This is a genomic window from Cernens ardua, assembly GCF_051251085.1.
Lineage (GTDB): Bacteria > Pseudomonadota > Gammaproteobacteria > Pseudomonadales > Halomonadaceae > Cernens > Cernens ardua.
In genome coordinates, this window is record NZ_JBPCZH010000002.1 from 371,391 (window position 1) to 383,997 (window position 12,607).

Annotated in this window: 11 protein-coding genes; 2 read left to right on the forward strand and 9 right to left on the reverse strand. The window is 49.0% G+C overall.

The genetic code is table 11. The features are described from left to right. Positions 1 to 181 precede the first annotated feature (181 nt). From LMG33818_RS06120 to LMG33818_RS06145, 6 genes are all read right to left on the reverse strand, one after another. On the reverse strand, positions 182 to 1,348 hold the full coding sequence (locus LMG33818_RS06120; protein ID WP_442322476.1) for a JmjC domain-containing protein: 1,167 nt from the start codon (positions 1,346 to 1,348) through the stop codon (positions 182 to 184). Continuing rightward, positions 1,345 to 2,733, reverse strand: coding sequence for an adenylosuccinate lyase (gene purB, locus LMG33818_RS06125; protein WP_442322477.1), 1,389 nt, complete (start codon positions 2,731 to 2,733; stop codon positions 1,345 to 1,347). The genes LMG33818_RS06120 and purB overlap by 4 nt, the downstream gene beginning before the upstream one ends. 235 nt (positions 2,734 to 2,968) lie before the next feature. Beyond that, positions 2,969 to 3,580 carry a high frequency lysogenization protein HflD gene (gene hflD, locus LMG33818_RS06130; protein WP_442322478.1) on the reverse strand — a complete coding sequence of 204 codons (612 nt, stop codon included), beginning with the start codon at positions 3,578 to 3,580 and terminating at the stop codon, positions 2,969 to 2,971. Continuing rightward, positions 3,577 to 4,797: a tRNA 2-thiouridine(34) synthase MnmA gene (gene mnmA, locus LMG33818_RS06135; RefSeq protein ID WP_442322479.1), complete on the reverse strand. Its 1,221-nt coding sequence runs from the start codon at positions 4,795 to 4,797 to the stop codon at positions 3,577 to 3,579. Before mnmA ends, hflD begins: the two co-directional genes overlap by 4 nt. 66 nt (positions 4,798 to 4,863) lie before the next feature. Further along, complete coding sequence (locus tag LMG33818_RS06140) at positions 4,864 to 5,118, reverse strand: hypothetical protein (RefSeq protein WP_442322480.1); 255 nt, start codon at positions 5,116 to 5,118, stop codon at positions 4,864 to 4,866. Positions 5,119 to 5,321: 203 nt separating this feature from the next. Next, entirely contained in the window at positions 5,322 to 6,038 is a 717-nt protein-coding gene (locus LMG33818_RS06145) for a pseudouridine synthase (RefSeq protein WP_442322481.1), read from the reverse strand. A 597-nt stretch (positions 6,039 to 6,635) separates the two neighbouring features. Here LMG33818_RS06145 and clpS point away from each other — a divergent pair. Both clpS and clpA read left to right on the forward strand, forming a co-directional pair. After that, positions 6,636 to 7,058, forward strand: coding sequence for an ATP-dependent Clp protease adapter ClpS (gene clpS / locus LMG33818_RS06150; RefSeq protein WP_442322482.1), 423 nt, complete (start codon positions 6,636 to 6,638; stop codon positions 7,056 to 7,058). Between the two features lie 28 nt (positions 7,059 to 7,086). Beyond that, positions 7,087 to 9,369, forward strand: a complete 2,283-nt coding sequence (gene clpA / locus LMG33818_RS06155) for an ATP-dependent Clp protease ATP-binding subunit ClpA (protein ID WP_442322483.1) — start codon at positions 7,087 to 7,089, stop codon at positions 9,367 to 9,369. Positions 9,370 to 9,683: 314 nt separating this feature from the next. On the opposite strand, the gene infA is transcribed toward clpA, so the two are convergent. From infA to aat, 3 genes are all read right to left on the reverse strand, one after another. Continuing rightward, on the reverse strand, positions 9,684 to 9,902 hold the full coding sequence (infA, locus tag LMG33818_RS06160; RefSeq protein ID WP_442322484.1) for a translation initiation factor IF-1: 219 nt from the start codon (positions 9,900 to 9,902) through the stop codon (positions 9,684 to 9,686). A 297-nt stretch (positions 9,903 to 10,199) separates the two neighbouring features. Further along, a complete protein-coding gene (locus LMG33818_RS06165) occupies positions 10,200 to 10,931 on the reverse strand; it encodes an arginyltransferase (RefSeq protein WP_442322485.1) in 732 nt (243 codons plus the stop codon). 293 nt (positions 10,932 to 11,224) lie between these two features. Next, the gene (aat, locus tag LMG33818_RS06170; RefSeq protein ID WP_442322486.1) at positions 11,225 to 12,106 is read right to left on the reverse strand and encodes a leucyl/phenylalanyl-tRNA--protein transferase; all 882 of its coding nucleotides are present in this window, start codon (positions 12,104 to 12,106) and stop codon (positions 11,225 to 11,227) included. Positions 12,107 to 12,607: the final 501 nt, after the last annotated feature.

Consider the following 12,607-nt stretch of genomic DNA (forward strand, 5'->3'; position numbering starts at 1 on the left):
ATTACTTAATCTGGAGACAGATCCATTACACATGAACCCGAATGAAAACGCTGTTCAATAACTCGATTCTAGCGTTAAAAAGTTAAAAAGGCTACTGCCATTATTTCGTTTCTTCTATTAAACCCATATTCATGACAGGCCTGAATATAAGGGAATCAGCGTGGCTACACTGCAATATACATTAATTATCGCTTTCACCGATAAGTGAAAGGCTACCACGCTGGAGGAGTCCGATAATAACGTCAGCCACGTCAGGATCATCCAGTATATCTGACTCAATAGGGGTCGCTGGATCAGCCAAGCTCTGGGCCACTTCAAGGCGTGTATCCAAACCATCACCATCCACGAATAGCGTAGCACGACCATTTTCTTTGGGCGCATAAGCAAACCGTGATCCCAAAGAGCGCTCAAGAAATGCCCCTTCATTCAATTGTGCAATCACATCATCCACCCTGATAGCCTCTTCAGAAGCAACCAACTGGTCAGGGTACTTGGTTTGGGTCATATAGCGTCCAAACCATTGCGTCAATTGTGTTTTGTCATCCAGTCGATCAAGGATCAACTGACGCATGCGCTCAATGGCGGCATCATCCAGCAGCGCTGGATCCTGCTCGCTCAGTTCAGGGTCAGCGTACCTATCACTGGCAGTCAACTGTTCCCCTCGATAATCCGCCCATGAGGTCACTGCTTCATCGGCAGACGGGGCTCGGAAGCCTATGGAGTACGTCAGGCAGTCATTCGATGTACTTACCCCGTGGTGTGCATAACGAGGGGGAAGGTAAAGCATGTCACCTGGTTCGAGTATCCAGTCTTCGCCTTCGACGACATCGAATTCCTTTAGAATTCGCAAGCCAATACCTTCGACAATGGCGGCTTTTTCACCCTTGAAACCGCCCAACTGCCAATGACGCTTACCACTGCCTTGCAGGAGGAAAACATCATAGTTGTCGACATGAGGCCCAACGTTACCGCCCACAGGCGCGTAACTGATCATGATGTCATCCAGCCGCCAGCGTGGAATGAACGAAAATTGCTCCAGTAGCTCTGCCACTTCCGGAACATAGTGATCGACTGCCTGTACCAGTAGTGTCCAGTCTTTTTCCGGTAAGTTCGCGAAGGTTTCTTCGTCAAAAGGCCCATGACTGACTTGCCATGGTTTACCATTCTTGCCCACACTTTCAATCAGACGTGACTCGACATCTTCTTCGCAGGAGAGGCCAGCCAGTTCATCCGGCGATAGGGGAGACTCGAAATCCGGGATCGCCTGACGGATAAGTAATGGTTTCTTTTGCCAGTACTCAGCTAGAAAGCGTTCAACTGTCAGGTTTCCCAGAACGTGTTGATTCATTTGATACGTCCTCGTTCATCATATTGATGGACTTGTTCTGCTGCATTGCCTGTATAGGTGGCGGGCGTCAGTTGCTTGAGTGACAGTTTTACGTCCTCAGGGAGTGTCAATGTATCGATAAAGTCAGCAAATCCCTGTTGATCGATCGTGCGTCCTCGTGTCAGTGCCTTGAGTTTTTCATAAGGCTTTTCGATTCCGTAACGACGCATGACGGTTTGAATCGGCTCCGCCAGCACTTCCCAGCTATGGTCCAGATCTTCGGCAAGGCGTGCTGGGTTGGACTCCAGTATGCTGATCCCCTTCAGGGTGGACTGATAACCAATAACAGCATGGGCCAACCCCGTACCCAATGAGCGTAAAACGGTAGAGTCCGTGAGATCTCGTTGCCAGCGGGAAATAGGTAATTTTTGTGCAAGATGGGTCAGTAGTGCATTGCTGACGCCGAAATTGCCTTCTCCATTTTCAAAATCGATGGGGTTGACTTTATGCGGCATCGTGGATGAACCAATTTCCCCTTCTACTGTACGCTGTTTGAAATAGCCGAGTGATATATAGCCCCAGATATCGCGGTTGAAATCAATCAGAATGGTATTGAAGCGGATAATGGCATCAAAGAGCTCAGCAATGTAGTCGTGGGGTTCAATCTGAGTCGTATAAGGGTTGAAGGTAAGCCCCAGCGAAGTGATAAAGGCTTCCGCATTGGCATCCCAGTCAATCTCGGGGTAGGCCGCCAAGTGGGCGTTGTAATTACCAACGGCCCCGTTGATCTTGCCGAGTAATTCGACACTTTCCACTTGCCTGAGTTGGCGTTTGAGGCGATAGGCAACATTAGCCATCTCTTTACCCAGCGTGGTTGGACTGGCTGTCTGACCATGCGTACGTGAGAGCATGGGTTGCTCTGCATGTAGTTGAGCCAATGCTTCAATGGCCTCTACCATCTTGCGCATGAAGGGCAGAACAGTGCTGTCCAGACCGCCACGTAACATAAGTGCATGGGAAAGGTTGTTGATGTCTTCGCTGGTGCAGGCAAAATGTACGAATTCGCCTTTATTCGCGAGTTCGGGGAAGTCTGCAATTTGCTCTTTGATGTAATATTCGATCGCTTTTACGTCGTGATTGGTTGTACGCTCGATCTCTTTGATGCGTGCTGCTTTTTCCGGCGTAAAATCCGTAATCATCCGATTGATGAAGGTCGTGGCTTCAGCTGACAGCGGATGCAATTCCTCAATCCCCGGGTGATTGGCAAGTTGTTCGAGCCAGCGCAATTCAACAGTCAAACGAGCATGCATTAGCCCGAATTCACTGAAGTACGGGCGAAGATCATCCACTTTGCTGGCATAGCGACCGTCAATCGGTGAAAGGGCTGTCAGTGTAGAAAGTTCCATCAGGCATTCCAGAAATAGTCAGGAGAAAGAGATAAAGTTAACGGTTACTGATCCTTCGAGGCGTACAGGGAAATTCCACAAGGAAATACGCCGTTTATGCTGTGTATCGCCGTTTATGCTGTGTATATAGTACTCATGTTCAAGCGCTGTTGATATTGAAGCCGAATCATTTTGACGGTGCTGATGATCTTCACGTCATCGTGTTCTGGCGCATATCGGTACAGAATGCCCCGCATCACGATGGCAACGACATGAGAGATTGCCTGATTTGCTTGCGAGCCAATAATAGCTGCCATCGGCGTCCACCTTCATGGCGCCACAGTACCGCAAAACGAATACCTGTTAACAGGATCGCTCGAATTCTGTCGGCCATATGCGTGGATGACATCAGATCAGGATTACCATGTACAACAATCCGGTAACGTAATGTGGATAACGTATTCTGATAAAGCTCACCTAACGCCAGAATGACATTCTCATGCGTAGGGCCGAAATGTTCGGCCTGTTGATGAATGCGCTCAAGCCTTTCCGATAGGGTGTTGAGCATGGCCCGGTCGCGCCTCATTCGATGGGCCAACATGAGCATCGACATCGCGTAGCGCGTCACCTCTGAGGAGGGATTGTTGGATTCCAGCAATTTGCTTGCTGTTCGAATGCCGGTACTTAAATGAGCGATGTCATGGCCGTAAATGGCTTCAAACGAGGTCGGATTAGGTTCGACTGTCGCATGGATGAGCGTCTCCCATGCCTGCTGGTTGTAGTGCCCTGTGCGGGCAAGCTCATCAACTACCACGGCCGCTTGAAACACGCCACTGAGCGCCAGTGCACGGCGCTGTTCTTCATTCATTGGGCATACTCTTTTTCAACGAAATCGATACAAGTGTTACTCGCCGTGGCCTGTGTAATGATGGCGCCCCCCAGGCATTCCTCACCACTATAGAGTACTAATGATTGACCCGGTGTGATGGCCCGTTGTGGATCATCAAAGATGACATGCACACCGCCATCTTCACCAAGTGTTACGGTACAAGGCTGGTCACTTTGTCGATAACGTACTTTAGCTGTTAACGGAAGGCCGCTTTCTATACCTTGTGGGGGAGCCGCTGCAATCCACTCAACGGGCTCACTATCCAATTCATCCGCATACAAAAGCGTATGGTGTTTGCCCTGAACCGCAATCAATACATTACGGTCAAGCGCTTTCTGCGCAACGTACCAGGGCGCTTCAGGGTGATGGGGAAGGCCTCCAATACCCAACCCCTGGCGCTGACCGATGGTGTAATACATCAATCCAATGTGTTCGCCGATTTTTTCACCTTCAGGTGTCTGAATTTCACCCGGCTGTGCTGGCAGGTACTCCTGCAGGAATTCAGTAAATCGCCTTTCACCGATAAAACAAATACCGGTGGAATCCTTTTTACGTGCCGTAGCCAATTCCAGCTCTTCGGCGATGGCTCGCACTGTGCTTTTTTCCATTTCGCCCAGAGGAAAAAGGCTTTTTTCAAGTGCCTGATGGGGCACTGCATAGAGGAAGTAGCTTTGGTCCTTATTGACGTCACGCCCTTTGTACAAATGGCCGTTGCTGTCACCACGGACGTAGTGACCTGTCGCAATCAGGTTAGCGCCCAACATTTGCGCATAATCCAGAAAAACCTTGAACTTGATTTCACGGTTACACAGGATATCGGGATTTGGCGTTCGTCCTGAGCGATACTCGTTCAGGAAATGTTCGAAAACGTTGTCCCAATATTCACTGGCAAAATTGGCTGTATGCAAGGGGATACCGAGGCGGTCACAAACTGCCTGTGCATCTGCCATATCAGTTTTGGCGGTGCAGTATTCAGTGCCGTCATCTTCATCCCAATTCTTCATGAACAGGCCTTCGACCTGAAATCCCTGATGAATCAGCAGTGCGGCGGTGACCGACGAGTCAACTCCTCCCGACATCCCCACGATGACTTTGGTATCGCCAATGGCACCATTTACCAGCCGCGGATCATGGCTATAGTCGGGGATTGCCCCTGATGACAATGAATGTATGTGTGATACAGATGAAGATTTCATAGGAGGGTATCCCGTGATACAAGTTTCACTGTGTTGCCTGCATGCAGTTGGAAGCCCGGCTACCCGTTATGAAGAGACCGGAGATATTATGCCGAAACCAAGGTAAGGCTGGATCCGAACGGCAAGTTGGAAAACCATGTTTACGTTTGCTTTTCCTTTTTGCTTCTGAACGTGCTTGCCTGCATATGGTTTATCGGCAACAGTGGCGAAATCTTTAATAAAATTTGTGCCATTATACCTGAAGAGTGGCGTGGACTTAACAGCCGTTTTCCATGTGTCATGTGTGTAGTCGAAGACGTTACTCACACTGAAATAAGCCATGCCTACTCTTTTATTGAGGACGTTTATTTCGCTGGAGCATCAATTTTGTTAAGCGCAACAATTTCGTTAAGAGCAACTATCCAAGAGCAACTATCCAAGAGCAACTATCTCGCCATGAGCGTCTATTCAGACAGAGGGAATCTTGTGTTTCGTGCCTGTGTCCTCGCTGTGCTATCTAGGCCCATGGGTTTAGTGGGGGATGCTCACTTTTTGCTTCCACTTCGAAGATTTTTCCCATGTGATTGCCTGTCATTCGCATGCCTTGATGTTGCTCTTTGACGGCGATGTCCTGCATCTGAAGTTGAATGCCTGCCTTTCGGGTAGTGCCTGTTTGCAGGACGCCCGTTACGCCCGGGCGGCGGAGCCTCGGCGGTAACTTTTCGGTATTCGCCTTGCGGTAACCCATCCAGTGCCCACGGGCCGATAGCAACGCGTATCAGGCGGAGAGTGGGGTGACCGATGTGGGCTGTCATGCGTCGCACCTGACGGTTACGTCCTTCACTGATGACAATTTCAAGCCATTGTGTAGGTATATTGGCTCGAAAGCGCACGGGAGGGTATCTTGCCGGTACGTCGGGAGGAGGTATCAGTTTGACTTCAGCAGGCCGCGTTTTGCCATCCTTAAGCTCAACGCCTTGTCTCAATGCGTTCAGTGCGCTTTCATCCGGTATGTTCTCGACTTGCACCCAGTAACGCTTTTTCATTTTATGTTTTGGGTCTGTGATGTGATGTGCTAATGCACCATCGGCCGTTAACAATAAAAGCCCTTCACTGTCGTAATCGAGGCGCCCCGCTGCATAAATGTCTGGGATTTCAATAAATGCTGCGAGCGTTGAACGTGGCCCGTTTGCCGGCGGTGCGCTGTCGGTGAATTGGCAAAGCACCTGAAAGGGTTTGTTAAAGAGGTAGAGATCACTCATTGGATTCACACCGTAGACACTGTTAGCACGAGAAGGTATTCACGCGCTGTTTCTGTCGATTAATAGATCTTTTGATTGATTGTTTCTTTTGGGTATATGGTAACGTATGTGATCCTCGCTATAATATGAGTGTCTCTTCTTTTTATTTACCTTGTTTAAACGTCATGTTGGCATATTGCCCTCTTTGACGCCTGATGTTTTGCTTAATCCTGATATTATGCTTAATACAGGTGGTTGCCTCTGCTGTCAGGGCTTGTATTTGAGGTAAATCGTCTCCATATCTCAAACAAGTGTTTCCTCCTGATTATGAAAACAGCCGTTTAATGGTGTGGTATTCGCAATTGTGGTGTCTGAAAAAGTAGCACCCGAAAAAGCGGCATCCGCAAAATGGTATTTCAGATTTCGACATTTGAAAATGGAGTAACTCCATGCCTCTGTTAGCGCCCGTGAGTCATGCTGTAAGCTGTGGCGGTGGGGTGTATATGTCGATGGTTAATTGTGTGTGATATTCCTTTCTTTCCGTTTTCTGATATGAAACTGATGGACAAATATCACGTTTTTTGAACTTTCTGCTTGTATTCATCGGTTTGGCCTCTTATGTTCGAAGAAACAGGATTTGTTGATGTCACTGAAATCTCGTTTGTACTGTCTGATTATCAGGCGTTCGAAGAGAGTCATGTATTCGAACCTCGGGCGCAGGCAGATGAGCCAGGTGCAGATTACGGGGATAACGTAGAGGAGCAGGTGAGCGAACCTGAGTTGGCGGAACCCCCTATGTATCAGGTCATTTTGTTGAATGATGATTACACGCCGATGGAGTTCGTTGTCGAGATTTTGCAGACATTCTTCTCAATGGACCAGGAAAAGGCTGTACAGGTAATGCTGGCTGTTCATACTCAAGGCAAGGCAACGTGCGGGATCTTTACCCGCGATGTTGCGGAAACAAAGGCACATCTCGTTAATGAATATGCGCGAGAGTGTCAACATCCATTGTTATGTGACGTTGATCGGGTGGAATAAGCCATCCCGATGGCCAGAGGGGGCTCTTATGTTGAGTAAGGAACTGGAACTAACCCTTAATACGGCCTTTACCGTGGCGCGATCAAAGCGCCATGAGTTCATGACCGTCGAACATCTTTTATTGTCCTTGCTGGATAATGCATCCGCTGTGGACGTCCTGCGTGCTTGCGGTGCCAATGTGGATAAACTGCGCACCGACCTGCAGGATTTCATTTCCGCGACAACTCCGCTTATTCCTGAAGAACAGACCGAACGTGAAACCCAGCCAACGTTGGGTTTTCAGCGTGTGTTGCAGCGCGCGGTTTTCCATGTTCAGTCCTCCGGGAAAAGTGAGGTCTCCGGCGCCAACGTATTGGTTGCGATTTTCTCGGAACAGGAAAGTCAGGCCGTTTACTTCCTGAAGCAGCAGAATGTTGCCCGGGTGGATGCCGTCAATTACATCGCGCACGGTATTTCCAAGGTCGCGGGGCATGACCAGTCCGGTCAGGGCAGCCAGCGTAGTGGTGAAGAGTCTGAAGAAGGTGGTGCTGATCCCGGTTCTCATCCGCTGACAGGCTTTGCAACCAATCTGAACGAACAGGCTCGAATGGGGCGTATTGACCCCTTGATTGGTCGGGATCATGAGCTGGAACGTGTAATTCAGATACTGGCGCGTCGTCGCAAAAACAATCCGCTGTTGGTAGGTGAGGCTGGCGTTGGTAAAACGGCCATTGCTGAAGGGCTTGCCAAGCGAATTGTTGAAGAGCAGGTGCCGGACGTCATCAAGGACGCCGTGGTCTACTCGCTGGACATGGGGGCCTTGTTGGCAGGTACCAAATATCGCGGTGACTTTGAAAAACGCCTCAAGGCACTACTTAATGAACTGAAAAAAGAGCCGGATTCAATTCTGTTCATTGATGAAATCCATACCATCATTGGGGCGGGTGCGGCTTCAGGTGGCGTGATGGACGCGTCCAACCTGCTTAAACCGCTGCTCTCTTCCGGGGAGCTGCGTTGCATTGGCTCAACGACGTTCCAGGAATTCCGGGGCATTTTCGAAAAGGACCGTGCGTTGGCACGTCGTTTCCAGAAAGTGGATGTGCCGGAACCTTCAGTCGAGGACACCATTCGTATCCTGAAAGGGCTGCGCGGGCGTTTCGAAGAGCATCATCAGTTGAAATACACGGATGGTGCGATGGAAGCCGCTGTTCAGCTTTCGGACCGGTACATTAATGATCGTCATTTGCCTGACAAGGCAATCGATGTGATTGACGAGGCGGGTGCGCATCAGCACCTGTTACCGGCTGAAGCGCGCTTGTCCACCATTGATGTTGAGCAGATTGAGTCAATTGTGGCTTCCATTGCACGTATTCCGCCGAAGAGCGTCTCGAATTCGGATCGTCAGTTGTTGGCGAATCTGGAACGTGATCTCAAAATGCTGGTATTCGGTCAGGATGAGGCCATTGAAGGTCTGGCAGCCGCTATCAAACTGTCTCGCGCGGGCCTGAATTCACCGGATAAACCAGTAGGTAGTTTCCTCTTCGCCGGACCAACCGGGGTGGGGAAAACCGAAGTGGCCAAGCAATTGGCGCAACTGATGGGTGTGGAACTACTGCGTTTCGATATGTCTGAATATATGGAACGTCATACTGTATCCCGCCTGATCGGTGCACCGCCCGGGTATGTAGGCTACGATCAGGGGGGGCTGTTGACCGAAGCTGTTACTAAACAGCCTCACAGTGTGTTGCTTCTGGATGAAATCGAGAAAGCACATCCAGAGGTCTTCAACATTCTGTTGCAGGTGATGGATAACGGTAAGTTGACGGATAACAATGGGCGTGAAGCCGATTTTCGTAATGTGATTGTTATCATGACCTCCAATGCCGGAGCGGAGGAAGCATCACGCCGTTCTATCGGTTTCCAGCATCAGGACAATTCCACGGATGCCATGGAAGTGATTCGCAAGACGTTTACACCTGAATTCCGTAACCGTCTGGATGGTATCATTCAGTTCCATGGGCTGGATGCGCAGATTGTTCGTAGCGTCGTCGACAAGTTCCTTGTTGAGCTTCAGGCGCAGCTGGATGAAAAACGTGTACAGTTGGATGTGAATGAAGAGGCTCGTGCCTGGCTTGCTGAACATGGATATGATCCGGCCATGGGCGCGCGCCCGATGGCTCGCCTCATTCAGGAACAGCTGAAGAAACCCTTGGCTGAGATGATCCTGTTTGGCGACCTGGCGGATCAGGGTGGAACCGTTCATGTGAGTGTCGAAAACGACAAGCTTCACATTGGTTCTGAAGCGGCAGTAGCGTCTGAGTCCGAGGAGTAGTTGTTGCTGATAGGGTCATTAGCGCGCTAACTGTGGTAGAAGAATAGGGTAGGTGATCAGGTGTATTCTCCTTCCAATATAACTTCTGAACTGCTCGATGACATCTAAACTGCTCGGTGTATCACTGGGCTTCACTGAAAAGGTCTTCCTTCGGGAAGGCCTTTTTTTATGTAAACGGTTTCAATATGAATTGTTTGGCAAGAAGAGGGCGCTGATCTTGAATGACAGGCTGAAGGCGCGCATAAAAAAGGCGAAACATCACTGTTTCGCCTTTTTGCCGCGCTTGATGGGTAGATTTGGCTACCCGACCGCCATTAACGGGCGCGGTATACGATGCGTCCCTTGGACAGGTCGTAAGGAGTCAGCTCCACCTTTACTTTGTCGCCTGTCAGGATACGAATGTAGTTCTTGCGCATTTTGCCGGAAATATGGGCAGTCACAATATGACCATTTTCCAGCTCTACGCGGAACATGGTATTGGGCAGGGTGTCAACAACAACACCTTCCATTTCAATATGGTCTTCACGTGCCATGTAGGCCTTTCCTCCAAGGATAATTCAGTTCGAACTTGCAAAGCGCGCCAGTTGTTTACCCTTCTATAATTCGGGGGAAACAAAACAAGGCGATAATGATAAGCAGCAGGTGCGAAGAGCGGGGTGACGTGTGTCGATTATGCCCTGATAGCTGCATGACTACGCTTTTCATCGCCGCGAGCGAAGTTCATTACCGCATGATTAAGAGGGCGGGTCGCTTGTCGGCGTGGCAAGAGTGGCGAGATTATGCCATATTTCAGGCATGGGGCAAAGTGGATTATTGTTTTAGTTGAATGATTAATCAAGACGATGCCATTGGCGATTTTCGAGATATTCCAGTGGTCTATAGTTTCCCTTGTAGTTCATCTTTGGGCTGGCGTTGATCCAATACCCTAGATAGACATATGGAAGCGCCATCTTACGGGCCTGTTCTATCTGCCACAAAATGGCAAAGCTGCCAAGCGATCGACGTTCATATTCACGTTCGGGGGCGAAAAACGTATAGATGGCCGATATCCCATCTTCCAGTAGATCGACTACCGCGACAGCTACAAGCTCTTCTTTCAGACGGAATTCAATCATACGTGAGAAAGAGAATGAAGAGGTTAGAAACGAACGGTATTGTGCTTCATCCGGTGGGAACATGTCGCCATCCGTATGTCTGCCATTGATATAACGCTGATACAAGGCAAAATGCGTTTCGTTGAATATGGCGGGAACGATATGGGTTGTGAGATCAGCATTACGATTGGCCGTTTTGCGTTGGGTTCGATCGGGCTGAAATACATCCACAGGAATACGGGCTGACAGGCATGCCTGACACTCTGAGCAATGTGGGCGATACAGATGTAGACCGCTACGACGAAATCCTTTATCTGTCAGGGCCTGATAAAGCGCATCAGTGACATCCCTTTCCGGATCCAGAAAGAGTGTACTGGCGTTATTACCGTCAATGTAGCTGCACGAGTGCTCGGGCGTTATGAAAAAACGTAGAGTTGGATCTCGAAAGAGTATTTCTTCCAAACTCATGGCAATTGCCTCATCGTGTCTTTGGCGTGATAGTTATTCATGCTTGAATTGTCGTAATCGATAGATTTAGTCTACCTTTGTAATCCAACGTTATTCAACATTATTGTTAATGCTACTGATGTCGTTAATGAGTGATTCGCCTGTAAATTCGTCCCTGAGAGAAATCGCCATAAACAGAGTTCCCCTCGCATTCAAGAAAGCCCCCTCTTTTAGACCTGCTTGATTATCGGCCACGTTTACTAAAAGTTTAGCGAGCAATCATAATTTCACCGCATGAATTTGGCGCAAATGTATCAAAAACCAAATTGGGCACGATATGGCGTAATATCGGCTTTCCATGACGAGGGTTTTTCGCTGCGAAGAGCAGCAATCAGGAGTTGCAATTCGTGGTAATTCGTTCCGGAGGACGACGTGCTGGGCGCGATAGCGTGTCTGCTGGATGCAAAATGAGTTTGCGTAATAGCGGTATTCTCAAATGCGTTTTTTTCTGTCTGATCTTCAATCATGGGAACGGCACGTATGGATGACGTTAACTGCTGACAAAACGCGTTGCGGGAAATTTCTTCTGCGCCCAGGCTTTCCAAATGGGGCGTATGCATTTGGCAGTCAATCAGATCAAATCCGGCGAGATCAAGTAAGCGTGTAAAAAGGGTAAATGCTACTTTCGAGGCATCATTCATGCGTGAAAACATGGATTCACCAAAAAAGACAGTACCAAGTGCCACTCCATAGAGCCCACCGACAAGACTGTCTTCGTGCCACACTTCCACGGAGTGTGCGTACCCAAGCTGATGCAGCCTGATATAGGCGTCCATCATGTCATCAGTAATCCATGTGCCATCATCATGACCCGTTGCACAGGCGTGGATGATTCGGTGGAAATCATGATCTATGGTGACGCAGAAGCCACCATTACGGATACGCTTCTTTAGACTGCGTGTAATTCGTAACGAGTCGGGGAAGAGCACCATGCGAGGATCGGGTGACCACCACAGTAGGGGCTCTCCAGGGCTATACCATGGAAAAATGCCACGCTGGTAGGCCGTCAATAGCCATTCAGGGGTAAGCCTTCCGCCAGCTGCCAATAAACCGGATGGTTGTTCCATCGCATCGTCGACCGAAGGGAAGTCCGGGGCGTCGGTGGTGTCATCCAGCCATGGCAATAATGTGGGCACAGGCATGCTCCTTCGCATAACGAAAACATAGGGTGATTCGCACACTAACAAGATTGAAAAAGGGAGATTGTCTTTTCATTTTTCCTCCCCATAAAATGCACAAATAGAATACGCTACTGACGGGTTCAGCAAAACCATCTTCCCTAATACCCATGAAGGCAGAAGCATACGTGTGAAGCGCGAGGGAGCAACCACTCTTCGATTGAAAGTATTCCATTCGCTTGAAACATTCATCGGTTCACTGTTTCCTGCTAGGATAATGCCTTTAATGTGATATTTTTCGCCATCTGACAAAGTGTTACAGACACCTGAATAGCAAATGTTGTATAAGTAACGGCTTGTTTGAGTGTGGGGGAGGGCGGTTATTGTCTCTTTTTCCTCTTGTGTCGGTGCGGATTTTAGTCTGAAAGTCACGGGTTTTTATCTGAAACTGAATGTGGACATGGAGCGGCTAAAAGAGTGGTATTTCGCTCTTCTCATCTGCGTCAGTATATGATGATA

Bases quoted from the DNA above. Each gene is read 5' to 3' on its own strand.
- LMG33818_RS06145 (WP_442322481.1), bottom strand. From the start codon at position 6,038: ATGAGTGATCTCTACCTCTTTAACAAACCCTTTCAGGTGCTTTGCCAA.
- mnmA (WP_442322479.1), bottom strand. From the start codon at position 4,797: ATGAAATCTTCATCTGTATCACACATACATTCATTGTCATCAGGGGCA.
- LMG33818_RS06165 (WP_442322485.1), bottom strand. From the start codon at position 10,931: ATGAGTTTGGAAGAAATACTCTTTCGAGATCCAACTCTACGTTTTTTC.
- hflD (WP_442322478.1), bottom strand. From the start codon at position 3,580: ATGAATGAAGAACAGCGCCGTGCACTGGCGCTCAGTGGCGTGTTTCAA.
- infA (WP_442322484.1), bottom strand. From the start codon at position 9,902: ATGGCACGTGAAGACCATATTGAAATGGAAGGTGTTGTTGTTGACACC.
- LMG33818_RS06140 (WP_442322480.1), bottom strand. From the start codon at position 5,118: ATGGCTTATTTCAGTGTGAGTAACGTCTTCGACTACACACATGACACA.
- clpA (WP_442322483.1), top strand. From the start codon at position 7,087: ATGTTGAGTAAGGAACTGGAACTAACCCTTAATACGGCCTTTACCGTG.
- purB (WP_442322477.1), bottom strand. From the start codon at position 2,733: ATGGAACTTTCTACACTGACAGCCCTTTCACCGATTGACGGTCGCTAT.
- clpS (WP_442322482.1), top strand. From the start codon at position 6,636: ATGTTCGAAGAAACAGGATTTGTTGATGTCACTGAAATCTCGTTTGTA.
- LMG33818_RS06120 (WP_442322476.1), bottom strand. From the start codon at position 1,348: ATGAATCAACACGTTCTGGGAAACCTGACAGTTGAACGCTTTCTAGCT.